General features: G+C 54.2%; 25 protein-coding genes and 1 pseudogene. 18 read left to right on the top strand and 8 right to left on the bottom strand.

The annotated features are described in order from the left end of the window. Window position 1: 1 nt before the first annotated feature. The 4 genes from INT22_RS03990 (at window position 2) to INT22_RS03975 (ending at window position 3932) form a co-directional block, all read left to right on the top strand. Window positions 2-772 (top strand): ABC transporter ATP-binding protein, encoded by a 771-nt coding sequence (locus INT22_RS03990; protein WP_083000439.1) that lies wholly within the window; start codon window positions 2-4, stop codon window positions 770-772. 85 nt (window positions 773-857) lie between these two features. Next, a complete protein-coding gene (locus INT22_RS03985) occupies window positions 858-1586 on the top strand; it encodes an ABC transporter ATP-binding protein (RefSeq protein ID WP_193067725.1) in 729 nt (242 codons plus the stop codon). A 16-nt stretch (window positions 1587-1602) separates the two neighbouring features. Next, window positions 1603-2607: a branched-chain amino acid ABC transporter permease gene (locus INT22_RS03980; RefSeq protein ID WP_120385940.1), complete on the top strand. Its 1005-nt coding sequence runs from the start codon at window positions 1603-1605 to the stop codon at window positions 2605-2607. Next, window positions 2607-3932 (top strand): ABC transporter permease subunit, encoded by a 1326-nt coding sequence (locus tag INT22_RS03975; protein WP_193061464.1) that lies wholly within the window; start codon window positions 2607-2609, stop codon window positions 3930-3932. Before INT22_RS03980 ends, INT22_RS03975 begins: the two co-directional genes overlap by 1 nt. Window positions 3933-4040: 108 nt before the next feature. Here INT22_RS03975 and INT22_RS03970 read toward each other — a convergent pair whose 3' ends face one another. Together INT22_RS03970 and INT22_RS03965 are read right to left on the bottom strand one after the other, a co-directional pair. Beyond that, complete coding sequence (locus tag INT22_RS03970) at window positions 4041-5249, bottom strand: ABC transporter substrate-binding protein (protein ID WP_089040022.1); 1209 nt, start codon at window positions 5247-5249, stop codon at window positions 4041-4043. Between the two features lie 97 nt (window positions 5250-5346). Further along, complete coding sequence (locus INT22_RS03965) at window positions 5347-5592, bottom strand: hypothetical protein (protein WP_089040023.1); 246 nt, start codon at window positions 5590-5592, stop codon at window positions 5347-5349. Window positions 5593-5658: 66 nt separating this feature from the next. Here INT22_RS03965 and INT22_RS03960 point away from each other — a divergent pair, with 66 nt between their 5' ends. Continuing rightward, entirely contained in the window at window positions 5659-6462 is an 804-nt protein-coding gene (locus tag INT22_RS03960; RefSeq protein ID WP_193061463.1) for a TlpA family protein disulfide reductase, read from the top strand. A 114-nt stretch (window positions 6463-6576) separates the two neighbouring features. Continuing rightward, window positions 6577-9522: an RNA polymerase-associated protein RapA gene (rapA, locus tag INT22_RS03955; protein WP_193061462.1), complete on the top strand. Its 2946-nt coding sequence runs from the start codon at window positions 6577-6579 to the stop codon at window positions 9520-9522. Window positions 9523-9532: 10 nt separating this feature from the next. On the opposite strand, the gene INT22_RS03950 is transcribed toward rapA, so the two are convergent. Then, window positions 9533-10435 (bottom strand): TIGR01777 family oxidoreductase, encoded by a 903-nt coding sequence (locus INT22_RS03950; protein WP_193061461.1) that lies wholly within the window; start codon window positions 10433-10435, stop codon window positions 9533-9535. On the opposite strand from INT22_RS03950, the gene INT22_RS03945 reads away from it, so the two are divergent. From INT22_RS03945 to INT22_RS03900, 10 genes are all read left to right on the top strand, one after another. After that, entirely contained in the window at window positions 10434-10811 is a 378-nt protein-coding gene (locus tag INT22_RS03945) for a hypothetical protein (RefSeq protein WP_193061460.1), read from the top strand. The two genes, INT22_RS03950 and INT22_RS03945, sit on opposite strands and share 2 nt — an antisense overlap. A 232-nt stretch (window positions 10812-11043) precedes the next feature. Further along, window positions 11044-11409 carry a hypothetical protein gene (locus INT22_RS03940; protein ID WP_193061459.1) on the top strand — a complete coding sequence of 122 codons (366 nt, stop codon included), beginning with the start codon at window positions 11044-11046 and terminating at the stop codon, window positions 11407-11409. A 221-nt stretch (window positions 11410-11630) separates the two neighbouring features. After that, entirely contained in the window at window positions 11631-12551 is a 921-nt protein-coding gene (locus INT22_RS03935) for a MerR family transcriptional regulator (RefSeq protein WP_193061458.1), read from the top strand. A 43-nt stretch (window positions 12552-12594) separates the two neighbouring features. Then, entirely contained in the window at window positions 12595-14007 is a 1413-nt protein-coding gene (gene phrB, locus INT22_RS03930) for a deoxyribodipyrimidine photo-lyase (RefSeq protein WP_193061457.1), read from the top strand. Between the two features lie 105 nt (window positions 14008-14112). Then, window positions 14113-14544, top strand: a complete 432-nt coding sequence (locus INT22_RS03925) for a nuclear transport factor 2 family protein (RefSeq protein WP_193061456.1) — start codon at window positions 14113-14115, stop codon at window positions 14542-14544. 58 nt (window positions 14545-14602) lie between these two features. Next, window positions 14603-15388, top strand: a complete 786-nt coding sequence (locus INT22_RS03920) for an SDR family NAD(P)-dependent oxidoreductase (RefSeq protein WP_193061455.1) — start codon at window positions 14603-14605, stop codon at window positions 15386-15388. Beyond that, window positions 15385-16740 (top strand): NAD(P)/FAD-dependent oxidoreductase, encoded by a 1356-nt coding sequence (locus tag INT22_RS03915; RefSeq protein WP_193061454.1) that lies wholly within the window; start codon window positions 15385-15387, stop codon window positions 16738-16740. The genes INT22_RS03920 and INT22_RS03915 overlap by 4 nt, the downstream gene beginning before the upstream one ends. Continuing rightward, a complete protein-coding gene (locus INT22_RS03910) occupies window positions 16737-17501 on the top strand; it encodes a DUF1365 domain-containing protein (RefSeq protein WP_193061453.1) in 765 nt (254 codons plus the stop codon). The genes INT22_RS03915 and INT22_RS03910 overlap by 4 nt, the downstream gene beginning before the upstream one ends. Beyond that, on the top strand, window positions 17498-18766 hold the full coding sequence (locus tag INT22_RS03905) for a class I SAM-dependent methyltransferase (protein ID WP_193061452.1): 1269 nt from the start codon (window positions 17498-17500) through the stop codon (window positions 18764-18766). The genes INT22_RS03910 and INT22_RS03905 overlap by 4 nt, the downstream gene beginning before the upstream one ends. After that, window positions 18767-19285: a DUF2878 family protein gene (locus INT22_RS03900; RefSeq protein WP_193061451.1), complete on the top strand. Its 519-nt coding sequence runs from the start codon at window positions 18767-18769 to the stop codon at window positions 19283-19285. Window positions 19286-19313: 28 nt separating this feature from the next. Here INT22_RS03900 and INT22_RS03895 read toward each other — a convergent pair whose 3' ends face one another. Next, on the bottom strand, window positions 19314-21155 hold the full coding sequence (locus INT22_RS03895) for a putative bifunctional diguanylate cyclase/phosphodiesterase (RefSeq protein ID WP_193061450.1): 1842 nt from the start codon (window positions 21153-21155) through the stop codon (window positions 19314-19316). A 276-nt stretch (window positions 21156-21431) separates the two neighbouring features. Here INT22_RS03895 and fabA point away from each other — a divergent pair, with 276 nt between their 5' ends. Together fabA and fabB are read left to right on the top strand one after the other, a co-directional pair. Further along, window positions 21432-21947, top strand: a complete 516-nt coding sequence (gene fabA / locus INT22_RS03890; RefSeq protein ID WP_038480285.1) for a 3-hydroxyacyl-[acyl-carrier-protein] dehydratase FabA — start codon at window positions 21432-21434, stop codon at window positions 21945-21947. 12 nt (window positions 21948-21959) lie between these two features. Continuing rightward, the gene (gene fabB / locus INT22_RS03885; protein ID WP_193067724.1) at window positions 21960-23177 is read left to right on the top strand and encodes a beta-ketoacyl-ACP synthase I; all 1218 of its coding nucleotides are present in this window, start codon (window positions 21960-21962) and stop codon (window positions 23175-23177) included. Window positions 23178-23265: 88 nt separating this feature from the next. On the opposite strand, the gene INT22_RS03880 is transcribed toward fabB, so the two are convergent. The 4 genes and pseudogenes from INT22_RS03880 to INT22_RS20240 all read right to left on the bottom strand — a co-directional run. Then, window positions 23266-24000, bottom strand: a complete 735-nt coding sequence (locus INT22_RS03880) for a lysophospholipid acyltransferase family protein (RefSeq protein WP_193061448.1) — start codon at window positions 23998-24000, stop codon at window positions 23266-23268. Beyond that, on the bottom strand, window positions 23997-24887 hold the full coding sequence (locus INT22_RS03875; RefSeq protein ID WP_125744877.1) for a sugar nucleotide-binding protein: 891 nt from the start codon (window positions 24885-24887) through the stop codon (window positions 23997-23999). Before INT22_RS03875 ends, INT22_RS03880 begins: the two co-directional genes overlap by 4 nt. Before the next feature lie 57 nt (window positions 24888-24944). Continuing rightward, window positions 24945-25604 carry a single-stranded DNA-binding protein gene (ssb, locus tag INT22_RS03870; RefSeq protein ID WP_125744875.1) on the bottom strand — a complete coding sequence of 220 codons (660 nt, stop codon included), beginning with the start codon at window positions 25602-25604 and terminating at the stop codon, window positions 24945-24947. A gap of 169 nt (window positions 25605-25773) precedes the next feature. Continuing rightward, a pseudogene (locus INT22_RS20240) lies at window positions 25774-25977 on the bottom strand (MFS transporter); the annotation flags it as partial.

Here is a 25977-nt window from a genome sequence, read left to right as displayed (position 1 = left end):
GATGACTCCCCTTATTGAGGTACAACACGTCAACAAAGCCTTCGGCGGGCTGCACGTTATCAATGACTGCTCAATCCGGGTTGAAAAGGGTTCGATTACCGGCATGATCGGCCCCAATGGGGCAGGTAAGTCGACGCTTTTCAATTTAATTGCGGGCGCACTTACGCCAGATAGTGGCCGCATTCTGCTGGACGGTGAAGACATTACGTCGCTAAGCGCTGATCAACGTTTCCACAAAGGGTTACTGCGCACCTTCCAAATCGCCCATGAGTTCAGCCAAATGAGCGCGCTGGAAAACTTGATGATGGTGCCACCCAACCAAGCAGGGGAACGTCTATTCAACACCTGGTTCAAGCCTGCTCTGGTCCGCAGCCAGGAGGCAGAGGTACGCCGCCGCGCACTGGAAGTCATTGAGTTTGTTGGCTTGCATCATGTACGTAACGAGCTTGCGGGCAACTTATCGGGTGGTCAGAAAAAACTGCTAGAGCTTGGCCGCACGATGATGACCGATGCCAAAGTCGTGCTGTTAGACGAAATTGCCGCCGGTGTAAACCGCACGCTACTCGGCGACTTAATGGGCAACATCGAACGTTTAAATCGCGAAATGGGCTATACCTTTCTGGTGATTGAGCACGATATGGATATGATTTCGCGGCTCTGCGATCCAGTGATTGTACTGGCACAAGGCAGCGTTATGGTTGAGGGTTCAATTGAAGAAATACAAAACAATCCGGCCGTTATAGAAGCCTATTTCGGTACTGATGCCGCTTGATAGCGCTGAGTTTGTCACCTAAACAATAGCCACAACAACATGGTCGCCATTGTTCACCGCAGTGCGGCCCAGCTGAGACGCGTTTATGTCATCCACACCGTCATCCCCACAGCCACTGCTCGAGGCACGCGATGTGCACGGCGGCTATGGCAGTATGAATATCCTTAACGGGGTCAATATGACCCTGTATTCCGATGAAGTCGGTGTCATTGTTGGCCCTAACGGGGCTGGCAAATCCACTATGCTAAAAGCAGTATTTGGGCTGCTGAACGTTAATCAAGGCGAGATTTTGCTTAACGGGCAGCCGATCCATAACCTGCCGCCGAATCAGTTGGTTGAGCGTGGCATGGGGTTTGTCCCCCAGGAGAAAAACGTTTTCCCCAGCCTGACGGTGAAAGAAAACCTGGAAATGGGCGCCTATCTAAAACCGCAAAACGTAAGGCGCATGCTGGAGCAGGTTTACGACTTCTTCCCCCCTCTCGTTGAGAAGCGCCACCAGCCTGCAGGAGAGCTTTCCGGTGGCCAGCGCCAAATGGTCGCCATGGGTCGTGCGCTAATGGCTGAACCTAGTCTGCTGCTGCTGGATGAGCCAACCGCTGGCTTGTCGCCCCTTTACATGAATGAAATTTTTGACCGGGTTAAAAAAATTAACGCTGCCGGCGTGGGCATTTTGATGGTGGAACAGAACGCTAAACAGGCCTTAGCCATTGCCGATAAAGGCTTTGTGCTGGCGGCGGGACAAAACCGCTTTACAGACACGGGGGCTGCGTTACTGGCTGACCCTGACGTCGCCAAAAGCTTTTTGGGCGGCTAGCCCGGGGGAGAAACGCGTGAACGAACTGGTCTTTTTTATCAATAACGTGGTGATTGCAGGTAGCGTCACTGGCTCTATTTATGCCATTGGCGCCATTGGCGTCACGCTCATTTTTAGCATTATGCGCTTTGCCCACTTTGCCCATGCCGACATCATGACGTTTGGTGCCTTCATGGTGCTGCTCCTGACGACCGCCTTCCCAGCGGTGGGCGCCAGTATTGGGGTGCCGACGGCGCTCATCATGCTGCCGCTAGCGATGCTGCTTACTGCAGCGCTGGCAGTAGGCATTGATAAAGCGTTTTATAAGCCGCTACGCGCCCATGGCGTCAAGCCTATCGTGATGGTGATTGGCTCGCTGGGCGTGACACTTATGCTCCAAGGGCTTATCCGGCTATTCTCAGGCACCGGCGGTCAGAGCTTATACGTCGACGACCGCAAAGAAATCTTCCGTCTCGCGCTGCCTTTCGAGGGAGTTAGAGCTCCCATCGTGATTACCGAACCACAGATTTATCTGTTTGTGATTACGCTAGTGGCCGTGGTCGCCCTACACCTATTCCTCAATCGCTCGCGACTTGGCAAAGCCATGCGCGCCATGTCAGACAACCCCGAGCTTGCCCAGGCATCTGGCATTAATACCAACACCATCGTAGCCGTCACTTGGGTGATTGCTGGCGCACTGGCGGCAATTGCGGGCACCCTGTTGTCATTAGACGTCACGTTTAAACCTGACCTAAGTTTCTTCCTGCTACTGCCTATTTTCGCGGCGGCCATTGTCGGCGGCGTAGGCCACCCCTACGGGGCCATTGCAGGAGGATTTGTCGTCGGCTTTGCAGAAACCCTGGCAGTATTTAATTGGAATGTTCTCCTGCGTCCTTTCCGCGACAGTCTACCTACCTGGCTAGAGCTCCCCTCCAACCTCGCCTTTGTAGGCACTGAGTACAAAATTGTGGTGCCGTTCTTTATTTTGGTGGCCATCTTAGTGTGGCGTCCTACCGGCCTGTTTAAAGGCAAGGTGATCTAATGAGCCATTCCACAAAAAACCGTAATCCTGCTTACACGCCCAAAGATGCCACTCCTGAACGGCGCTTTCCGTTGCGCGAACTGGTGCTGTTTGGCGCTCTATTAGCTGCCGTGCTAGCGGTCTACGCGATAATGGGAGCGGCCTACAGCACGCGTATGCTGGTAGAGGCTGCTTGTTACGCCATTCTTGCCCTGGGCCTAACGATTCAATGGGGCTATGCCGGGCAGTTTAATGCTGGCGTCATGGGCTTCGTCGCGCTCGGCGGCTTCTGCGCCATGCTATTTAGCGTCCCGGTGAATGACGCATTCTGGGGTACCGAACTGCCGGGAGAACTCGGCCAAGTTCTGCTGTATGGCATTGCGGCAACCTTGATCGTCGTCGGAGTGACAAAGCTTGACCGATTCGGCGTGCCGAAAAAGCTACGCACCGTGCTCGCCATCGTGATCGGGATCGTACTCTATTTGATTGTCATCAGCCTGCTGCGCGAAGTGACCAGCCAAATACAGTCTCAAGCGGGCTTTATTGGCGGATTTGGCTTGCCGGCCTGGGTGGGCTGGATTGTAGGTGGCGCGCTGGCTGGCGGCGTTGGCTACTTTATTGGCCACGTTTGCCTTGGCCTACGCAGTGACTACCTCGCCATTGCCACCCTGGGTATCGCGGAAATCATCAAAGCTTTTTTGAAAAATTCCGACTGGCTGACGCGTGGCACGGCCACGGTATCACCTCTTCCTTGGCCGACCCCCGGCCCGGCGGAACTCGGCTTTACGCTTTCCCGAGCGATTTATCTCTCAGTGACAGCTGTCGTGATCGCAGTGATTTTCTTTTTACTCCATAGGGCTTACCACGCCCCCTGGGGAAGAATGATTCGTGCGATTCGCGATAACGAAGTCTCGTCAGCGGCCATGGGTAAAAATATCAATAAGCGGCGCTTGGAGATTTTCGTATTAGGCTGCATTTTGATGGGCCTTGGCGGCGGCATGCTGGGCACCTTTAACAGCCTGTTTGATCCTCAAGGCTACTTGCCTCTCAACCACACCTTCCTGGTGCTGGTCATGGTTATTTTAGGTGGCCCAGGTAATAACCTTGGCACCATTTTTGGGGCGGTCGCGGTTTATATCATTTGGATTATGTCAGAGCCGTTGGCGCTATTTTTAATGCAACTAGCGGTCACGCTGGGGGAAAACGCCTTCGGCTGGGAAGCGCCTAGCAATATGGATAGCCGGGCACTGCAAGCGCGGGTTCTAGTAATCGGTATGCTGATTACCCTGGTACTACGCTTTGCTCCGAAAGGTCTGTTGCCAGAGAAAATTAAAACCCTCGGTTAACGTCCTCACAGTGCTAAAAACTCACAGTGTTAAAAACTTACAGTGCTAAAAAAACGCCCCAGGCTCGCCTGGGGCGTTTCGGTTATTGCTTAAAGAACGTCATTTTGACTAGAGGTCAACCAAGCCCTTGCCGGTGAACGAGCCGTCTTCTACCACCATTTCCACAACAACCCCAGGCACGTCGCCGTTTTCATCAAATTCATGAGAGCCAGAGGCGCCTTCGTAGTTGATCTCGGTACCCGCTGCGATCAGCTCAAGCGCTTTTTCCCACTCACCCGGCAGTATCACTTCGCCTGGCGCACTGGAAACACTGCGTAGCGCTTCAGAAAGCCCTTCACGCTCGGCACTGCCATTTTGCTCAATAGCCAACGCTACTAGGAAAGCCGCGTCATAAGCCTGGGCAGCAAACACGGCACTAGGATCAATATCTGCCGCAGTTGCCGCTTCATTAAAGATGTCCGTGCCGGGGAGATCAGGGCTACCAGGCCGTGTGGCGATCATGCCGTCTAGCACGTCTGCGCCAATCGCTTCTATTAAGCTATCCCCCACCATGCCATCGGCGCCCACATACTGGGTGAACATGCCGCTTTCGTAGGCTTGGCGCAGTACCGTCTGGCCGGAGGTATCGGCATAGGCCAGCACGACCAGCGTGTCTGCGCCACTCGAAGACAGCGAGCCAAGCTCAGAGCGATAGTCGGCACGGTTATCTTCATGTGCGAGGTTTTCGGCTATTTCGCCACCGCCCGCTTCAAAGGCGCCACTGAAGGCATCCGATAAGCCACGGCCATAGTCGTTGTTAACGTAGGTCACCGCGACAAAGTCGATACCTTTATCAAGCAGTAGCTTAGCAAGCATTTCGCCCTGGAAGGCATCCGATGGCACGGTACGGAAAACTAAGTCGTTGTCGTCTAACTCAGAGACAGCGGGGGCCGTTGACGCAGGTGAGACCATCAACACACCACCGGGAACCGCGGCGTTATTAGCAGCGGCAACCGTCGCCCCAGTACATAAAGCGCCGACAATCGCGGTGACTTGCTCAGAGTTCACCATACGATCTGCGGCGTTAGACGCAGCCGATGCATCCGAGCAGGTGGTATCCCCGGAAGGCATTTCCAATGTTTGCCCACCCAAGATGCCGCCCTGCTCATTTATCTGCGCAACGGCAAGCTGAGCACCTGCAAAAATGGGTGGCGTCAGGCTTTCAATTCCCCCGGTAAAGCCGCCCAAGAAGCCAACTTTGACCTCCGCCTGGGCCATGCCCGCTAAAGCGAGTGATGAGGCCGCAACGGCGGTGGCTAATGTGCGCTTATTAATCATATTATTGGTCGCTCCCAGTATATTAAGTGCCCCGACTGTCCAGCGCGGGACTTCTCTTAATCTGGAACCGTAACGCCAAAAACACAAGCAACGCTTTCTAACGCTCCTCCTCTTCATCCGCATTTTGGCGACGCTCAGCCATCTGTTTTTGGTAACGCTTATTTTGGTACAGTCGCACCAGCGCAATCGTAAGCGCCGACGCGACCATGACAGCCAGCACACCCCCTTGCCAGGGGCGCGCAGCATCGCCCATTACGGTTTCCAGCGTAATAATCAGCATTAAACCCAGCGCCTGCGACCCAATGGCCAGCGCCCGCAGTATGTCGAAAGCGGGTTGCGGCATAGACATCTCCGTAATGTTTAACGTGCGTGGTATGGTTCACCAGTGTACCTGCTTAACGGAAAAATCATGAATGCGATTGCCATTGGACCACTGCTGATCTCCACCCCTAGGCTATATGCCCTCGGCTGCGCCCTACTGCTGTTATTGGCTAGCCGCTATCTGTTGGGATTAACGTCTTCTCAGCATGGGCGCTGGTTCAACGGGCTACTGGTGGTATGGCTACTGGCGGCTCGAATTGTTTTTGTCGTGCTCAACTGGGAAAGCTACAGCGCAGAACCGCTCGAGGCGCTCAAGCTATGGCAACCCGGTTACAACGCGCTGGGTGGCCTAATCGCGGGGTTAATTTGGACAGCCTGGACACTGCGCAAGCGGCTGCTGTCGCTTATCGGCGGCCTTGCCCTGTTGGTTGGCACGACAAGCCTGTGGCTGGTCTTGGTAACGCTTGCCCCCTTAGGCAATGAATTTGCTATTGATGCGTTGCCGGAGGTGACGTTGGACGATGTGGACGGCAACGCAGTGCATCTCCCTTCGCTGGCTGAGAGCGGTGACCTTATTATCGTTAATCTATGGGCGACCTGGTGCCCACCCTGCCTGCGGGAGATGCCGCTGCTTGAAGAGGCAGCCAAGCGTGACGATGTCAGTGTGGTAATCGCGAACCAAGGCGAGGACTTACTGCCCGTCGTGCGCTATTTAGACGAGCAAGGACTGGATTTTCGCTACGCGCTGCGTGACCCAAGCCAAACGCTAATGGCGCAATTTCAAGCGCCAGGCCTACCCACCACGGTACTTTTTGATCGCCAGGGCAACACGCAGGATGTCCACGTTGGCGAGTTAACCCGAGCCCAGCTGGAACGCTGGTTAAAAGATTGACCACGATAGACCTTAATCCCCCCGCCGCTTTGCGTTAGAATCCCCCGCCCTGTTGCCACCGGAAACCTGCCCCGGTGGCGTACAACCTGTTTCTGTAGACTTCCTCGAGGCATCATGAGCGATTTTTCTCCCGGCCAGCGTTGGATTAGCGACGGCGAGGCTGAGCTTGGACTCGGCACCGTGCTTAACTGCGACGCCCGTAGCGTTACCATTTTGTTCAGTGCCAGCCAGGAAACCCGTACGTACAACACTCGCCAAGCCCCCTTAACTCGCGTCATGTTCGGCGGTGGCGACCGCGTGATTTCTGCTGATGGCTGGCAGATGATCGTAGACGATAGCAAAGAGACCCACGGCTTAATCACCTATATTGGCGAAGATAGCGATGGCAACCCTCGAGAACTATCTGAGGCAAAGCTCGCCGACACTATGCAGTTTGATCAGGCACGCGACCGACTGCTAACTGGCCAGGTTGATCGCAATGATTGGTTCGATCTGCGCTTTCGCACGCTGCACCATTATCAGCGCATCGAGCAGCACAGCGCCCTGGGCTTTGCTGGGCCGCGTATCGACCTGATTCCCCACCAGCTTTATATCGCTGACGAAGTGGCAGGCCGCCATGCGCCACGTGTCCTGCTTGCGGATGAGGTTGGGCTGGGTAAAACGATTGAGGCTGGGCTGGTTCTACACCGCCTACTGCTGGCTGGCCGAGTAGAACGCGCATTAATTTTGGTGCCTGACAGCCTTACTCACCAATGGCTTGTAGAGCTTTTACGCCGTTTCTCACTCAAGGTAAGTTTGCTAGATGAGCAGCAAAGTCTCGCCCACGGTAGCGCCAACCCATTTGAAAGCGCCCAAATAGTACTGGCCAGTCAAGGTTGGCTATTCGCCAACACGCATCGTCAAGAACAGGCCCTGGCGAGCCACTTTGACCTGCTGATCGTCGATGAAGCCCATCACCTCGACTGGAGCCCTGATGGCAGTGGCCCAGGCTATCAGTGCGTTGAGCAGCTCGCTGCTGATATCCCTGGCTTATTACTGCTGACGGCTACGCCAGAACAGATGGGGGTTGAGAGCCATTTCGCTCGCCTGCGCTTGTTAGATGCCGAGCGTTACCACGACATCGAACGCTTTAAAGACGAAGAGCATCATTACATCGCTGTCGCTCAAGCCATTGATGCCTTGGATGAGCTTCCCAATACCGTCGAGGCACGTGAACGGGTCAATAATGTAGCAGACGACCGCGACAGCCAGGCGCTGCTAGCAACGTTATGCAACCTTGAAGCAAGTACCGAACAGCAGAATGCTGCTCGCGCTCAGTTACGCGATGCTCTGCTTGATCGTCACGGTACCGGGCGCGTCATGTTCCGCAACAGCCGCCGTCATGTGGGAGGATTCCCAGAACGTCGCCTGCACCTAGCTCAGTTGGAACTCCCATCGGCCTATCGGCGCGTGCTGCGTCGCTTGGAGCGCGATGATGACTACCTGGACGAGTTGCTGATTGAAACGGGCATGGATCATCCGGACGTGTTGATCTATCCAGACACTATGTATCGCGAGCTTAGCAACGACCCGCTTAACACTGAATCCTGGTGGCATATCGACCCACGGGTAAACTGGCTGCTGGAAAAGCTTAGCGACGATAGCGACAGCGGCTTTGCCAACGACAAAGTACTGATTATTGCTCACCACAGAGAAACCGCTGAAGGACTTGCCGAGGGACTGCGCGTGCTAGGTGGCTATCACGCACCGGTGTTCCACGAAGGGCTATCGCTGGTCGAACGTGACCGGGCCGCAGCGGCATTTGCCGATGAAGAAGACGGTTGCCAAGTGCTGGTGTGTTCTGAAATCGGTTCGGAAGGCCGCAACTTTCAGTTCTGCCGCCACTTAGTGATGTTTGATATGCCCCAGCATCCCGACCAGCTGGAGCAGCGTATCGGCCGCCTCGACCGGATAGGGCAGCGCCACACCATTGAGCTCCATGCTCCCACCTTCACTGGCAGCCCAGGTGAGCGTCTGCTGCGCTGGTATCACGAAGGCATGGATGCTTTTAGCGCGCCTCACGGCATTGGCAGCGACCTCTTTGATGCGTTTGGCGATGCCCTGGCCGATGCGTTACTCGATGATGAAATGCTCAATGAGATCATCGAAGAAACCCGTGAAATGTTCACCGCCAAGTTGGCTGAACGGGACGCAGGTCGTAACCGACTGCTAGAGCTAAATGCCTGCCGCCCTGCCCGTGCTCAGCAGGTAATTGATGCGGTGCGTGAGTTGGATGAAGACCCAGCGTTGCCGCGTTTTGTAGAGCGCGCCCTGGATATTTTTGGTGTAGACAGTCAAGAGATTGGCAATGGCTTGCTTTATTTGCAGCCTAGCCAACACATGCTGGATGGGCTCCCCGGGCTAGTGAAAGGTGAAGAGGGCTTCTCGGCTACTTACAGCCGTTCGTTAGCGCTTGCACGAGACGATATTCAGCGACTCTCTTGGGAACACCCGCTGCTACGCGAAATGATGGAGCGCATCTTAGATGGCACGATGGGAAACACCGCGTTGGCGCTATTACGCCATCCCGCCATTCCCAGCGGCCGTTTAATGGCTGAACTGGTGTTCCGCACCCATTGCCCTGCACCTAAGTCGCTACATCTCAACCGCTTCCTACCGCCTACGGCAGTGCGCGTCCTACTTGATGAGTCAGGCGCAAACTTAACCCGCAAGATCTCCTTCACTGGCCTTGGCAAGAATCTACAGAAAGTGAACAAATCACTGGCACGAGATTTGATCAAAAGCCGCCATGACCAGCTGCGTGCGCTCCTCATTCAGGGGGAAGGTGAAGCCGAACGTGAACTGCCCAGCATCGTAGAAAGCGCTGAAACACGTATGCGAGCTCAGTTAGATGCCGAACTAGCCCGCTTGACTGCCCTGGCAGAGCATAATCCAGCTGTTCGTAGTGAAGAACTTGAGGCGCTGAAGCAAGAGCGCCAAGCGCTCAGCGACGCAATAGAAAACACCCGCTTACGGCTTGATTCCGTACGAGTGATAATCACCGTCGATCCCAACGCCTAACGCGGAAAGACTAAAGAATCGCCGCTAACGCCTTATCGAGTGTCGGGTACTGAAAGGTAAACCCAGCCTCGGTCAGGCGTGCAGGGCGCATATCGGCCCCGGTCAGCAACAGCTGCGACATTTCTCCGAAGCCCGCTTTTAGTACAAAAGCGGGCACGGGGAAAATCGCCGGCCGGTGAAGCTGCTTAGCTAACGTTTTTGTGAACTCAGCATTTGTCACCGGGTGCGGTGCACTGCCATTAAATGCGCCTGAAAGCGTTGATTCGTTCATCAAAAACATAATCGCTGCCACAAGATCATCACGATGAATCCAGGGCATAAACTGTGCGCCACTGCCAAAACGCCCCCCAAGTCCGAGCTTAAAGGGTGGCAGCATCTTCTGCAGCGTACCGCCTCCCGCTTCAAGCACTAAACCAATCCGCAGTATCGCTAAGCGAACGCCCATCGCCTCAATCGGTTTTGCCGCCGCTTCCCATTGCGCACAAAGCTGATGAGCAAACTCATCGCTTGGCGACGTTGTTTCATCCACCACTTTGTCGCCTTGATCGCCGTAATAGCCCATCGCAGAGCCGCTAATCATCGCGCTGGGTAACGCTTGCCCGTTGGCTTTGAGCTGTTCACAAAGCGTCATCAGTTGCTGCGTACTGTCGATACGAGAGCGAATTAGTGTCTCTTTTTGGCTGTTACTCCAGCGCTTTGCAGCAATCGACTCACCGGCAAGGTTCACCAACACCGCCGGAGGGGTGTCCATAAATGCCTGAGCGCTATCACGAATATCGCAGGCTTTTGGCAACCTACCACGCACCTGATACGGGGCCCGGGAAACCACCTGCACATCATGCCCCTGGGTGAGGAGTTGCTGGCAGAGCCGCTGACCAACAAAGCCGCTACCTCCGGTGATTAATACCCGCATGGTGTCACTCCTATGGTTTGTTGAGGTGGCGTTGTTTGATAAAGCGCGTAACCCCGGCAGTCGTATGTCAAGTAAACGACGTCCCTCAACGGCACTGAAGCTAGGTGTTCAAGCGTTCACTGTACGCAATCAACGATTCGCCAATAAAGTAGCCGAGTGGCAGGCCGCTGGTTGTGTCGCTAGTTGGCCCACATCTCGTTATCAGGCTAGTGCATCCGGCTGGCAAACACACAATGACGCTCAGCTACGCTATACCGGCACGCCCTGTATGAGCGTAATCACCCGCCATCTAGCCGATACGCTTAACGCCTTACCGAATGCCTCCATGACGCTTGAAACCCACATTACAACGCTTGATAAGATGGCTGCGGGCTGACAGCTCCAGGATACTCGCGGATCAATTCACGGGCCTTTTGACGTGGTGGTTATCAGTGCCCCGCCGCTTCAGGCCAAGGCATTATTAGCAGAGTGGGAACCGAACACTGGCAACTGCCTGTGAGGCCAAACCCCAGTAGGGATGCTGAACAGGTTGAGTTATTTTCGAGGAGCCATTACCCCCCATAGCGAAGGTAGCATCAGCGTGGCACACCGTTCACACACAGCATCCGGTGCTTCGTCTAGCGTCACGCAATCACACCAAGCCTGGCCGTGAACATCAGCCGGAAAGCATTAGCTTGCTTGCTCAGCTGGATTGGAGCGATGCACATATTGAGAGTGACAGCGACAGTGTCGCCCAACAGTTGCTAGCAGCATTTGTATCGCTACTGCCCGATGATATAGAGCTACCGAATGTCATTGAACTCGGGGCACACCGCTGGCGCTATGCTCAGCCAGCACAGGCAGGTCATCAGCCATACTTATACAGTACAAGTGGCCTAGCACTCTGTGGTGATAGCTTTAAAGGTAGTCGTGTCGAGGATGCTTGGTTATCAGGTGATGAACTGGGCCAGGCCCTATTAGGCCGGCCTGTCTGAAATTAGAAACTAAACTTAACTTTTCCGCACCTACAGGAAAGGTTGTACCCAGAAGCCACAAGTTGTACAAAGGTGGCTATAATAGCGTTTAGCTATCTATACGATTAATAACGACCCGATTATGTGGCCAAACCGCCAGTCAGGCGCTGAAGCATCGCCACGACAATTATTGACAGATCCCTGCACGCTTATTTGCAGGCAACCAAGAGGCAATGGCGCCCATGAGCATCAAGGCGACCCACCCACCCGATACCCCGCTTTATCCGATTAGGGAAGTTTCCCGCCTGACGGGTGTGAACTCGGTCACTCTTCGTGCCTGGGAGCGTCGCTACGGTTTAATTCGTCCACAACGCACCCCCAAGGGCCATCGTCTATACGCGCAAGACGATATCACTCGCATTGAGCGTATTTTACAATGGCTAAACCGCGGCGTTCCGGTTAGCCAAGTGGTTGATTTACTTGATCAACCTGAAACGGTAGAAACACCATCGCCGAATACTGGCGACTGGGCCAGCCAACGACAGTTGTTGCAGTCCACCATAGAAGCGGTTGACCTTCCCAAGCTGGAAGCGCTGTACCACCAGAGTCTGGCGCTATATCCCTTAAGCGTCGCGATTAATGAGCTCTGGCAGCCCGTTATTCTTACCCTTGAAGCCAAATGGGCCAGCCAGCCCGATGACCTTGTGCGCCGCACCTTTGAAGCCTTTCTGCGTAGCCAGGTAGGCATTCGCCTGCACTATGCCAATCAGGCAACGCGCGGCCCGTTAATCCTGCTAAGTGCGATGCCTGATGACCCCGGCCCGCTATGGGTTTTAATGTGTGCGCTCATGGCCAGCGAACAGGGCTACCGCGTACAACTGTTTGACCGCTCATTAGCGCTGGAGGACCTTCCTCAAGCCGTATCCCGATTGCACTCATCGATGGTACTGCTTTCCAGTGGCCAGCGAGAAAGCGACGACTACATTGGTCGCGCACTTCCCCAGGCCACAGAAGCGTTAAATGTTCCTATTGGGGTGTGTGGGGAAGTGGCGCGATTAAGAGAAAATGAGCTGCGTGACGGTCCGGTGCAGATGTTAGGCGACGACCTGCCGCAAGCCATTTCACGACTTCGCCCCTTGTTGCGCGAATCGGGAATTCTCTGAGGTATCGGATGCTAGTTAACGTTACCGATGATAAGGATATCGCATGAATCTGCAGCTCGTTTGGCTGCGTAGCGACTTACGCATTCACGATAACTCCGCGCTTGCCGCTGCGGCTGCCAACGGCCCCGTGGTGGCCGTTTTCTTACGCAGCGTGGCTCAATGGCAAACACATGGCCACGGGGCGACTAAGCTCGACTTCTGGGCACGCAGTGTTGCGGCGATCAAAGCGTCGCTTAACGGGCTTAATATTCCACTTTTGCATCGTGATATTGATCACTATGACGAAGCGGCTCAGGTGTTGCTTGATATCGCCCACGAGCACCAGATTACTCAACTCCACTTTAACTATGAGTATGCGCTGAACGAGCAACATCGCGATCAATCGGTGCTTGATGCTTTTAAACAAGCAGGGATCACCGCTCAGGGTCACCATGACGCCGTCGCCTTCGCCCCTGGCAGTTTATTGACCGGAAAAGGCGATTATTACGGCGTATTTACACCGTTTTCGAAAGCTTGGCACAAGCAGGTGACTGCACAGCAGCTTGCCTTACGTGATACCCCAGGCGTGCAATCTCCGCTAGAGATCAATAGCGACCCACTGCCCGCGCTTCCATCGCTGGATAATGACCCCGTTGATAAACGCCTCTGGCCTGCTGGAGAAGAGGCGGCTAGTGACAATCTCGAACGTTTTTTACGCTTTCGTGGACGGCACTATAAGCAGCAGCGAGACTTTCCAAACGTTCGCGGCACCAGCGAACTTTCGCCCTATCTAGCGCTGGGTATGATCTCCTATCGCCAATGCCTTCAAGCCGTGATGAGCGAAAATGGTGGCCACTTGGCCGATGGAGATGAGGGGCTGACCAGCTGGGTGAATGAGCTTATTTGGCGTGAATTTTATCAGCACGTCGCGGTAGGCTTTCCCCAGGTTTGCCGTCACCAACCTTTTCAAGAGCACACCAAGCAGCTCCGCTGGCGTGACGACGATAAAGGCTTTCAAGCGTGGTGTGAGGGCCGTACCGGCTATCCGATTGTCGATGCGGCCATGCGCCAGCTAGTGACTACGGGCTGGATGCACAACCGCCTGCGCATGATCACCGCGATGTTTTTAAGTAAGCACTTACTGATTGACTGGCGGCGCGGTGAGGCATTTTTTATGCGCCATTTAATCGACGGTGAGTTTTGCGCCAATAACGGCGGCTGGCAGTGGGCGGCATCAACAGGCACGGATGCAGCGCCCTATTTTCGTATTTTTAACCCCACTACCCAGTCAACGCGCTTTGATCCAGAGGGTGAATTTATTACCCATTGGCTGCCCGAGTTAAAACCACTGCCTAAAAAAGCTCGCCATGCGCCGCCCCAGGACATGCTGAACCCAACGGATTACCCAGCCCCCATCGTTGACCATAAAGCAGCGCGCCAGCGTGCCCTGGATGCCTTTAAAGCGCTCTCGAAATAACTCCTCTCTTTTGCATCGCCTGCGCTGCGGTGATGCAAATCGATCGACTGCTTTCTCCTCGCTTCATCGTTTGCTGATTTTTCTTAACCACCACAGGACTGCGTGATGCCTAACGACCAAGCTTTGGCGAATTTCTGCGCCTTTTTTAATAAACTAGACAATACCTGTACAGAAAAACTATACGAGGTATATACTGAGGAAGTTATCTTCAATGATCCGCTACATCACATTGAAGGGCGATCGGCGCTAAAGCGCTATTTCGCCACCATGTACGAAAACGTTGAACGTTGCCAATTTACTTATCACACGCAACAACAGGTGGCTAATCAAGCATTTGTAACCTGGACAATGGAGTTCATTCACCCCCGATTAGCCCAGGGCAAACCGATCCGTGTCGCGGGATGCAGTGCCCTAACATTTGCAGAGGATGGTCGGGTTTCAAAGCACCGCGACTATTTCGATGCAGGCGCCATGTTGTATGAACACTTACCAGTCATGGGACGTGTCATACGTTGGTTAAAACGGCGCATTAGCTGATATATGCCGTTTATTTGCATACAGGTTGCATGCTAACAGGCCATTACAGGAGAGCATGATGAGCACATGGAAAACGCCCCAACGCATTTGGCTCACTGGTGCCACGTCAGGCATTGGTGAAGCGCTTGCCACAAAGCTCATCGCCCAAGGTCACCATGTTGTGCTGAGTGCTCGAAACCAAGAGGCGCTCGATGATTTATGTGCTGGTCATCCCAATGCTTATTCGCTCCCCGTTGATATCAGCGACCACCAAGCGGTGATTGCGGCGGGTGAACAGATCAGCACATGGCTGGGCGCACTGGATATTGCCTTATTCAATGCAGGCACCTGCGAATATCTAGACGCGCAGCATTTTGATATGGCGCTGATTGAGCGGGTTTTCACCCCAAACCTGTTTGGCACCCTGTATGGCGTGGAGGCAGCCCTGCCGTTATTAAGAGCTGCCCGCAAAGAGGGTAAACCTGCTCGCCTAGCCGCCACCTCTAGTGCATCTGCCTATTTACCGCTGCCCAGAGCCGAAGCCTATGGCGCCTCAAAAGCGGCTGTCAGTTACTTTTTGGAGTCATTACGTCTCGACCTCGATCAAGAAGGCATTGATGTCAGCGTCATTCACCCAGGTTTTGTTAAAACCCCGTTGACCGATCGCAATGATTTTCCAATGCCCATGCAAGTCACCGCGGAACAAGCGGCCGATGCCATCATTGCCGGTCTTGTCAAAGGAAGGCTGGATATTCACTTTCCGCGTCGCTTCACCTATCTGGTGAAATGTTTAGGAATTTTACCGCCTGCGCTGCGTCGTCATATCGGCCTACGTATGACAAGGCGCCAAGAGGTACAGCAATGAGCAACATGGCTTCACAGCGTATCGCCATTATCGGCAGCGGTATTAGCGGCATGGCAGCGGGTTGGTACTTATCCTCCCAACATGAAGTCACTCTGTTTGAAGCAGACGGGCGTCTTGGTGGGCACACGGCCACGATGGACGTGGAGGTCGGGGGGCAGTCCTACGCTATCGACACGGGCTTTATTGTTTTCAATGATTGGACCTACCCGCATTTCCAACGCTTACTAGAAACACTCGAAGTGCCTAGCCAAGCCACCGAAATGAGTTTTTCGGTGCATGAAACTGATGTTGATTTTGAATATAACGGCCATACGCTAGGCTCGCTGTTTGCCCAGCGGCGCAACTTACTTAGCCCCGCTTTTTATCGTCTATTACGCGACATCTTGCGCTTTAACAAACAAGCAACGGCTGACTTAGAGGCCAAGCGCCTTCCTAGCAACACAACGCTAGGCGAATACCTTGACCAACATGGCTACGGTGACGCTTTTCAGCGACGTTATCTGCTGCCCATGGGGGCCGCTATTTGGTCTGCGAGTATTGGCGATCTACGCGCCTTTCCGCTGACGTTCTTCGTGCGTTTTTTTCGCAATCACGGCTTGCTGTCGGTTAACCACCGCCCTCAATGGCACACCTTAGTTGGCGGCTCGAAACGCTATATTCCCAGCATGACAGCGCCATACGCAGCGCGCATTCATCTGAATACGCCTGTCACGCGCATTGAGCGAAATGCCACCGGCGTAATGATCACCACGGCACAAGGCACACAACGCTTTGATCATGTGGTGCTGGCTTGCCACGCCGATCAGGCACTAGCGATGCTCGGCGACCCGACACCCGCTGAACAAGACATTCTTGCCGCCATGCCTTATCAAGATAACGAGGTCGTGCTGCATACCGACACATCGCTGCTGCCCCGGCGGCAGCGCGCCTGGGCTAGCTGGAACTACCGTTTAGATGGTCGAGGAGCAGACGAGCGGGTGTCTGTTACCTACAACATGAATATTCTGCAGCGATTGAAAGAGGCCGAGACTACTTTTTGCGTCACGCTTAACGATTCCAATAGCATTGACCCTGCGAAAGTGCTCGGACGTTATACCTATGCCCACCCACAGTTCACACTGGCAGGACAGGCAGCGCAAATGCGCCATGACGAGATATCCTCGGTTGCTCGGCGCACTCACTTCTGCGGCGCTTACTGGCGCAATGGCTTTCACGAAGATGGGGTATGGAGCGCGCTGCGGGTTGCCCAAGCACTAGGTTGTGATGAAGCCGCTGCGCCGCCAACAACGCCCACAGCACTCCCGGCTCATGACCTGATGCCCACTAACAGCGTTGGGGAGGGGCTCGGATGATTACCGTGCCTCGCTCGCGTATTTACCGCGGCACCTTGCGCCATCGTCGCTTCACTCCTAAGGAGCACGCTTTCAGTTACCGCGTTTGGATGGCGTGGCTCGACTTGGATGAGTTGCCGAGCCTATTTGACAATGTGCCTTGCTTTAGCGCCCGAAGGCCGGCACTAGCACGCTTTCGTCGCGAAGATTATCTCGGCCCTACTGATAAGCCATTGCGTACAGCGGTACGCGAAGAGCTAATTCGTCAGCTGGGTAGTGCCCCCAATGGCAAGATTTACGTACTGACCCAATTGCGCACCTTTGGCACGGTCTTCAATCCTGTTTCGATGTACTACGCCTATGACCATCTTGGCAGGCTGGCGGCTGTCGTTGGTGAAGTCACTAATATGCCCTGGAAAGAGCGTACCTGCTATGCCTGTCGGATCGATCCAACTCGTCATAGCCATCATGCAAGCTTTGATAAAGCCATGCATGTGTCGCCGTTTAACCCCATGGAAATGACCTACCGCTGGAAGCTCAACGCACCCGGCGATCAGCTCTATCTACACATGGAAAACTGGCAAAGCGGGCAGCGCCATTTCGACGCCACGCTTACCTTAGAGGCTGCGCCAGCGACACGCGGCGTTCTATTAGCAACCCTTGCACGCCAGCCTTGGATGAGCCTGAAAACCGTGGCGGGAATTCATTTTGAAGCGTTTCGCCTCTGGCTGAAGCGCATCCCCGTTTATAACCACCCTAAGCGCAAGGAAACTTCAAAATGACGACCCTGCGTTCTACGCCCCCTGACATACAACCGGTTAACCAGGATCGTTTGACTCGCTGGTTGAAGCCTCGCCTGATGGCTCAATTAGATGCCTTCCAGGGTGGCCGTATCACCTTAATTGAAGGCAATCAGTGTCACCACCTGGGTCAAGAAGGGCCGCTTCAAGTGACCGTTGTGATTCGTCACTCCCGCGCCTGGAAAAGGCTCGCGTTTGGCGGCACAGTGGGCGCAGCTGAATCCTATATGGATGGCGACTGGGATGCTGATGACTTAGTGGCCTTGGTGCGTTTGTTTGCGGCCAATCTGGATCACGTAAACGGTAAAATGGAAAACGGAAGCGCCCGTTTCACCCGCTGGCTGCTTGGCGCTGCCTATCGCTTCCAACGTAATAGCCTTTCCGGTTCAAAGCGTAATATCTCGGCACACTACGATATTGGCAATGACCTGTTTGCCACGTTTCTTGATCAACGCCACTGGATGTACTCGAGCGCTGTATTCCCTTATCCAGAAGCCAGCCTGGAAGAAGCGTCTACCTACAAACTCGACATCATGCTCGAAAAGCTAGATGTACGCCCAGAACACCACTTGCTAGAAATTGGTACTGGCTGGGGTGGTCTTGCAATACACGCCGCCAAAACCCGTGGCTGCCATGTCACTACCACCACCATTTCTGAAGAGCAGTACGCCCATACCGCCCGGCGCATTCAAGAAGAGGGGCTTGACGATAAAATCACCCTGCTAAAGCAGGATTATCGTGAGCTGACAGGTCGCTACGATCGACTGATCTCTGTTGAGATGATTGAAGCCGTCGGCCACCAGTATTTGAACACCTACCTTGAAAAGGTCGACAGCCTGCTGAGCGACGATGGCCAGGCTATGCTGCAAGCCATCACTATCCGAGACCAACGGTTTGAAGAAGCCAAGCGGGAGATGGACTTTATTAAGCGCTATATTTTCCCCGGTGGTTTTTTGCCGTCTCATCACGCCATGCTAACCAGCGTGATGCGCAAAACCTCACTGAACGTGGTAGCGCTTGATGAAATTGGCCAGCACTATGCCCGCACTCTACGCGAGTGGCGCCATCGCTTTGAAACCAGCCTAGAGCAGATAAGGCAGCAAGGCTACGACGAACGGTTTATTCGTATGTGGCGTTACTATTTGTGCTACTGCGAGGGGGGCTTTATTGAGCGCTCTATTGGTACGTGCCACTTATTGCTAGCCAAACCAGCCGCCAAACCCGCACCGTTAACGGGCGCGCTATAAATGGCTAGCCCACGCTGGCACGGCTTGCTGTTCAATGCACTACGCTTCGAAGCGGGCTGGTTGCTGTGCGTTTTGGGGGGATCATGGGTAGCTGCCATTATAGGGAGTGCGCTGCTAGGCTGGCATTTCTGGCACTGCGCCAAACCCGGCGAATGGCGTTTTATTGGTGTGTTTGCGCTATTGGGGTTAGCGTTGGACGGAGGCCTTCATTTGGCAGGAGGTTTCGACTTCGGTGAACACACCTTGGTGGCTGGTTTACTGCCACTGTGGCTTTGGATGCTGTGGCCGCTGTTTGCAACGCTGGTATTTCACTCGCTTGCTTGGCTGTGGCAGTACCCAATGATTGCGGCGGTTTGCGGTGCGGTCAGCGGGCCACTGTCCTATGTTGGCGGCGCAGCGCTCACTGGCGTTAGCTTAGCCCCCTGGTTACTGCCAGCACAGGCCATTATTTGGGCAGTGCTATGTGTGTGTATCAGTCGTTACGCTAACCACAAGGTCGCTGCTTCTGGCGTTCATTAACACTTGCTTCTAGCATGGCGTTTAGCATTCACGAGGGCACTGATTCAGCCAGTATGCGCGGCGCCCAACGCTGTTCAAGCTCCGCAGCAGGTAAGGGCCTCGCAAAATAGAATCCTTGCACTAACGTACAGCCGGCGTTAACCAGAAACTGACACTGCTCCTGAGTTTCTACGCCTTCGGCGACCACTTCCAGTCCCATCCCCTCTGCCATCGCCAACACGGCCGTTACAATAGCGGCATCCGCTTGGTCATGAGGCAGTTCACGAATAAACGCACGATCTAGCTTAATTTTATCTACCGGCAGTCGTTTCAAATAACCAAGCGATGAATAGCCAGTACCAAAATCATCGATGGCAATCGCATAGCCCTGGTTACGCAGCGCCTGCAGGCGAGGCCCCATATCCCCGGCACGCTCGTCCAGCAAAACAGATTCTGTCAATTCCAAGCCAATTTGCGACGTTTTTAGCTGGTAGCGTTCTAAACAACTAGACAGCTGAGTTTCCAGGTCTCCCTGAAAAAGCTGCAGCGCAGAAATATTGACCCATACCGTCACTTTTGGCATACCGCTGTATTGCCAATGCGCCTGCTGGGCACAGGCTTTTTCGATCACCCAACTACCGAGTTCGGCCATCAGTCCATGACGTTCAGCAAGCGGTATAAAGTCGCCTGGCGAGATCATGCCATCCTCAGGGTGACGCCAGCGCAGCAGCGCTTCCATACCCACTAAATCGCCAGTTCCTGGGTGATGCTGCGTTTGGTAATGCAGCTCCAACTGGTCACCGGATATCAACGCGGCCCGCAAATCGCTGACCAGAGCAAGCTGGGGGTTATCTTGTTTATCCAGCGCGGGGCGAAACCGCTGGCTGAGATTACGCCCTAAGCGCTTGGCACTATATAAGGCAGACTCTAGCCGCTGAAAAAGCACGCCGGAATCATTGCCATCTTCAGGGGCGCGACAGCTACCTATCGTTAACCCCAGACGTAGCGATTGATCTTTTATTTCGAATGGTCGGCTCATGTGCTCACGCAAGGTCGCTACCCACTGATCATGGTCGTCGAAGGTGGTCGTGCGAATCACCATAAATTCATCACCACCCAACCTACCCACTACGCTGCCAGCCATATAACCCGTTAATCGTTGGGCAAAGCGCGCTAACAAGCGGTCACCCTGCTCGACCTCTAAGCTGTCATTCACCGACTTGAGCCCGTCAATATCAATCAACGCCATATCCAAGCTTTCACCTGCACGCAGATGGCGCAGCCGAGAGGACATCAGATCGTGTAAGCGGCGCCGGTTTGGCAACCCCGTTAGCGGGTCTTCATAACCAATTCGGCGCAAATCACGCTCGCGGGCTTTTTGGGAGGAAATATCGGTAAAGAGACTGATGAAGTGAGTAATTTTGCCGCGTTTGTCGGTAACCGCACGGACCTTTAGCCACTCGGGATACTCATCACCGTGCTTGCGGCGATTCCACATCTCGCCCTCCCAACGGCCAGTCGCCTTTAGCGTGCTCCAAAACGTCCGATAAAACGCTTTATCGTGACGCTGAGCCGCTAACGTCTCTAGCTTACGGCCAATCATTTCCTGACTTTCGAAGCCGGTAATTTGAGTAAAGGCCGGATTGACCGTCAAGACGCGATTATGCACATCGCTGATGACAATGGCGTCACTCGCCAACCCTATGGCATCTTGCGAAAGGCGTAGCCGTAAATATTGTTGGCGTATTTGGTTCCAAGCATCCCACATACCAAATGCAACCAAGCTGGCCGCCACCATACGTAACGCCGAGTCAGGCACCCACACACAAGCGGGCAGCGCTATTAACGCCATCCATACCAGCGGACGATTAAGAGAAACAGGCAGCCACATGGCGGTTTAGTGTGTCCTATAAATGAGCCAAACAGGGCATGGGTTACAGATCTGGCATCATGCCGCTTAACAAAAAAACATGGATACACCATATTACGTCAATAGGGCGTTTATTGTGCAGAATCGCGTATTTGAAATAACGAAATACTAACAACCTCTATCGGCAGGCAGGTAAAAAGCTGTAGAGAAAACACGATAAGTGCCCAACAACGTGCATTCAGAGGTTTCGGGAAGTAGACTAGACCCAACTACCATCTTGATACTCGGAACGATTCAGTGACCAAGCAACATTCCTTTGATCGCGAAGAACTGCTGGCCTGCTCGCGCGGCGAGCTATTCGGCCCAGGCAACGCACAGCTTCCGGCTCCCAATATGCTGATGCTTGACCGCATCATGCACATTCACGAAGAAGGTGGTGTGCATGGTAAAGGCGAGCTAATTGCCGAACTGGACATCACCCCGGACCTGTGGTTTTTTGATTGCCACTTCCCCGGCGACCCAGTCATGCCAGGCTGTTTGGGGCTAGATGCCATGTGGCAGCTTGTGGGTTTCTACCTGGGTTGGCTTGGCCACCCAGGCCGTGGACGTGCACTGGGCTGTGGCGACGTAAAATTCAGCGGCCAAATTCTACCCGACGCGAAAAAAGTGACATATCACATTAATGTGAAGCGCATTATTACCCGTCGGCTTATTCTAGGCATCGCCGACGGCACTGTATCCGTCGACGGACGCGATATATACCAGGCTAATGATTTGCGCGTTGGCCTATTCACCTCCACTGCGAATTTCTGACAGGAGGCTCCCATGCGACGAGTGGTAGTCACCGGCCTTGGCATCGTATCGTGCTTAGGCAACGACCAGCAACAGGTCTTAGACGCGCTCAAAAACGGGCGCAGCGGTATTCGTTTTAAGGAAGAGTACGCCGAACGCGGCTTCCGTAGCCATGTAGCGGGTAGCGTCGACATCGACCTTGATTCCCTCATTGACCGCAAACTTCGCCGATTTATGGGCGACGCGGCAGCGTATGCCTATGTGTCTATGGCACAAGCCATTGACGATTCGGGGCTCTCTGAAGAGCAGGTGTCCAACGAACGGACTGGGCTTATAGCCGGGTCTGGCGGGGCATCCAGCGCGAATCAGGTAGAAGCCGCCGATGTCATGCGCGAAAAAGGCCTACGTCGTGTGGGGCCATACCGTGTTACCCGCACGATGGGCAGCACCGTGTCGGCATGCTTGGCAACGCCATTTAAGATTAAAGGCGTTAATTTCTCTATCTCATCCGCCTGCGCGACGTCTGCTCACTGCATTGGTAGTGCGATGGAACAAATCCAGCTTGGTAAGCAGGATATCGTGTTTGCCGGTGGTGGCGAAGAAGAGCACTGGACCCTTTCTTGCTTATTTGATGCGATGGGTGCCCTTTCAACTCATTACAACGATACGCCTGAGAAAGCCTCTCGCCCTTATGATCAAGCGCGCGATGGGTTTGTCATTGCTGGTGGCGGTGGCATGTTAGTGCTTGAAGAGCTGGAGCATGCTAAAGCCCGCGGCGCCAAGATATACGGCGAATTGGTGGGCTACGGCGCCACCTCCGACGGCCACGATATGGTTGCCCCTTCCGGGGAAGGTGCGACGCGTTGCATGCGTCAGGCCATGGCGACGGTTGAGGGTGATATTGATTATATTAACACCCACGGCACGTCTACGCCGGTCGGCGATGTGGCTGAACTGAAGGCGATCCGTGAGGTGTTTGGCAATACCACACCTGCTATGAGCTCAACCAAGTCGCTTACCGGCCACTCGTTAGGCGCAACCGGCGTTCAAGAAGCGATTTATTCGCTGCTAATGATGCAAAATGACTTCGTCGCTGCCTCAGCTAATATCGAGCATCTTGATGAGCAGGCGGATGGGTTCGACATCGTTAGAGAGCGACGTGATGGCGTTACCATCGACCGTGTGCTTTCCAACAGCTTTGGGTTTGGCGGCACTAACGCTTGCTTGGTATTTCAGCGCTTTGATGGCTAATTCCTAGTCATGCAGTGCATGTGCAGTACGCTATAAAAAACGGCGCCTTAAGGCGCCGTTTTTTATAGTCATCGAAAGATTGCTGATCTTAACGAGACGTAGGCCGCGGCACCTCTGAAATCTCTTGCAGCTGCCCCTCTATCCAGGCTTCAACATCCATCAGCACCTCATCGGGTGTCCGGCCTGCCGTCTCGATAGGCGCACCAATACGCACCCGAAGAACACCGGGACGCTTTACCCAATGGCGTCCAGGCCAGCGTTCACCAGCATTATGCGCCACTGGCAGCACTGGCACGCCTGCTCGGCAGGCCACCACGCTACCGCTCTTGTTGTAGCGCTTTCGAACCCCTGGGTCGACACGCGTTCCCTCTGGAAAAATAAGCACTGACAGCCCAGTTCCCAGTCGCGCGACGCCCTGGGTCAACACCTGCTTCATAGCGCGGGCAGGCTTAGAGCGGTCCAGACTAATCGGTCGCAACAAGCGTAACCCCCAACCAAATATAGGCAGTCGCAACAACTCCTGCTTTAATACCGTGCAAACGGGTGGCTTCATCACCTGCAGAAACACCGTTTCCCACTCGCATTGATGGTTGGCCTGGATCACACAAGGGCCCGCTGGAATATTTTCTCGCCCCTGAATGTCGTAGCGCACGCCACACGCAATTTTGAACCACGCTATCAAAAAATGGTTATAGAGGTTTAGCAAACGATAACGGGCAGCCAAAGGCAAAAACGGCGCAATTGGCAAAAAAAGAATGCCAATCAACAGCATGGCAGAAAAATATCCCACATAAAAAACCAAGCTGCGAACCAGATTGATCAAGCCAACTCTCCTGTCCCTTCACCCTGCTGTTGTTCCCGCATCAAACACCACGCATCCAGCATTCGCCCTACCTCCAGCCGCCATGGCTTTTGATGGACACCAAACACATCAAGCACACGGCGGCAATTAAGGACTCGCCGCAGCTTGGCATCATGGTGATGGTTAAGTGCTTGTACTTCACCAAGGGCTACGCTTTCACCGCGGCCTTCCAGATGGGTTGCCAGTTGGGTGCGAACCATTGAGGTAAACGTAAACGCACTAACCGGCTCGGTGCCCGCTAAGTGGTAAGCCCCCCAAGCATCGGCACCACAGACTTGCTGCTGTAGCATGCCAATCAACGCCATGGCGACAGCGTCGGCAGACGTCGGGCAAAAAATAACATCTTCAGCGGCGCGAGCAGGCTGGCCAATCATCAAGCTATCGATTATCTCGTTTAGCCACGCATGGCTGCCTTCCAGCGCAAACAAGGGACCTAAGCGAACAATGAGATGCCGGTGATACCCAGCACGAATACGGTCACCCGCTTGCACTAAGCGGCGCAGGCTTTCATCCCGAGGGGCAGGCACCACATGTTCATCGATGGGAATTTCAAAACCATCTTCGTAAAGTTGGTCTGAAACACACCACACCAGCGCAATGCCTTGTGCTTGGCAGGCATCGACGCAGGCATCAACGGCATCGGCATGTGCCATTACATCGGCAGGCGCCATACTGAGCGGGTGCGCTAATGGGGGGATAATCACCGCATCAGGTGTAATCGCTTGGAGTTGAGCAGAGGTAATCGTGGTCCCCTGCTCAATAACAAGCTCTGTATCCGTTCGACGACTGGCTTCCCGGGCTAATGCCAAACTTAAGCAGTGCCCCGCATCTAGTATCAGCAGCTTCAAAACAGAACCTCCCCCTCACCTAACCCCTGGAATGTAGCGAACTATTCAGTTCAGGCGCTAGAACGGAATTTCGTCGTCAAAATCATCGAAGTTGCCTGGATCCGGAGCCCCATAATTGCTGTTTTGATTGGCGGGAGCTGGCTGACTGTGTTGTGGCCCACGAGCAGGCTGGGGCGCGCCGCCATAGTTACCTTGAGGAGCACCGCCCTGGGGAGGGTAACCACCCTGCTGAGGCATACCGCCACCCTGATGCCCCTGAGAGGCCGAATGCTGAGGAGCGGGGTGCTGCGGCGCGTGTTGCTGCTGGGCTGGTGCGCCTTGTGCAGGGTTATTTTGTGCGTAACCACCTTGAGGTGCTCCGCCACCCTGGAAATCGCCGCCACGACTATCTAGCATCTGCATGTCGTTGGCCACAATTTCCGTGCTGTAGCGATCTTGACCGTTTTGGTCTTGCCACTTACGGGTTTGTAGACGACCTTCAATGTAGACCTTAGAGCCCTTTTTCAGGTACTGCTGGGCAATCTCAGCGGTCTTATTGAACAACACAATGCGGTGCCACTCGGTACGCTCTTGGCGCTGTCCACTTTGGCGGTCCATCCAGGTGTCAGACGTCGCCAAATTCAGGTTTGCTACCGCCGTTCCGGAGGGCGTAAAGCGTACTTCAGGGTCTTGGCCCAGATTACCAATCAAAATGACTTTGTTAATACCGCGCGCCATAGGTCGCTCCTTTCAATAATCGGTCATATATCAATACCAGTGCCCTCAAGGGTATCACTGATACGGCTGACAGGCCTGAATGCCATGCAGCAAATGTGTGTAAAAGCTTCGGTATGTGTTTAAACCTGGAGGTGTAAACGCTTGCTGTACCAATAATCAGAAATGGTCGTTACGTCTTAGGTGGTGATAGCAACCTGCTCAGCGCTGCTTGATCGAGTTCTTTGCGGTTCACTTTTAGGTACATCAAGCGCTCTTCCGGCACCACCATCACATCTTCCACACCCACGACATCGGCTAGATGCTCCATCAACAGATTTAATGCATCAGGCTGTGTATCGTGTAGTGCTACGACCTCACTGGAGAGAGGCGGTGG

The sequence above is a fragment of the Halomonas sp. 3D7M genome (genome assembly GCF_014897885.1).
GTDB lineage: Bacteria > Pseudomonadota > Gammaproteobacteria > Pseudomonadales > Halomonadaceae > Vreelandella.
Note: the sequence above shows the minus strand (reverse complement) of the source record. Positions and strands in the feature narration are given on the sequence as shown.

Coding starts and splice junctions, on each gene's coding strand:
- INT22_RS03990 (WP_083000439.1), top strand. CDS start 2: ATGACTCCCCTTATTGAGGTACAACACGTCAACAAAGCCTTCGGCGGG.
- INT22_RS03985 (WP_193067725.1), top strand. CDS start 858: ATGTCATCCACACCGTCATCCCCACAGCCACTGCTCGAGGCACGCGAT.
- INT22_RS03975 (WP_193061464.1), top strand. CDS start 2,607: ATGAGCCATTCCACAAAAAACCGTAATCCTGCTTACACGCCCAAAGAT.
- INT22_RS03970 (WP_089040022.1), bottom strand. CDS start 5,249: ATGATTAATAAGCGCACATTAGCCACCGCCGTTGCGGCCTCATCACTC.
- INT22_RS03965 (WP_089040023.1), bottom strand. CDS start 5,592: ATGCCGCAACCCGCTTTCGACATACTGCGGGCGCTGGCCATTGGGTCG.
- INT22_RS03960 (WP_193061463.1), top strand. CDS start 5,659: ATGAATGCGATTGCCATTGGACCACTGCTGATCTCCACCCCTAGGCTA.
- rapA (WP_193061462.1), top strand. CDS start 6,577: ATGAGCGATTTTTCTCCCGGCCAGCGTTGGATTAGCGACGGCGAGGCT.
- INT22_RS03945 (WP_193061460.1), top strand. CDS start 10,434: ATGGTGTCACTCCTATGGTTTGTTGAGGTGGCGTTGTTTGATAAAGCG.
- INT22_RS03950 (WP_193061461.1), bottom strand. CDS start 10,435: ATGCGGGTATTAATCACCGGAGGTAGCGGCTTTGTTGGTCAGCGGCTC.
- INT22_RS03935 (WP_193061458.1), top strand. CDS start 11,631: ATGAGCATCAAGGCGACCCACCCACCCGATACCCCGCTTTATCCGATT.
- phrB (WP_193061457.1), top strand. CDS start 12,595: ATGAATCTGCAGCTCGTTTGGCTGCGTAGCGACTTACGCATTCACGAT.
- INT22_RS03925 (WP_193061456.1), top strand. CDS start 14,113: ATGCCTAACGACCAAGCTTTGGCGAATTTCTGCGCCTTTTTTAATAAA.
- INT22_RS03920 (WP_193061455.1), top strand. CDS start 14,603: ATGAGCACATGGAAAACGCCCCAACGCATTTGGCTCACTGGTGCCACG.
- INT22_RS03915 (WP_193061454.1), top strand. CDS start 15,385: ATGAGCAACATGGCTTCACAGCGTATCGCCATTATCGGCAGCGGTATT.
- INT22_RS03910 (WP_193061453.1), top strand. CDS start 16,737: ATGATTACCGTGCCTCGCTCGCGTATTTACCGCGGCACCTTGCGCCAT.
- INT22_RS03905 (WP_193061452.1), top strand. CDS start 17,498: ATGACGACCCTGCGTTCTACGCCCCCTGACATACAACCGGTTAACCAG.
- INT22_RS03900 (WP_193061451.1), top strand. CDS start 18,767: ATGGCTAGCCCACGCTGGCACGGCTTGCTGTTCAATGCACTACGCTTC.
- INT22_RS03895 (WP_193061450.1), bottom strand. CDS start 21,155: ATGTGGCTGCCTGTTTCTCTTAATCGTCCGCTGGTATGGATGGCGTTA.
- fabB (WP_193067724.1), top strand. CDS start 21,960: ATGCGACGAGTGGTAGTCACCGGCCTTGGCATCGTATCGTGCTTAGGC.
- ssb (WP_125744875.1), bottom strand. CDS start 25,604: ATGGCGCGCGGTATTAACAAAGTCATTTTGATTGGTAATCTGGGCCAA.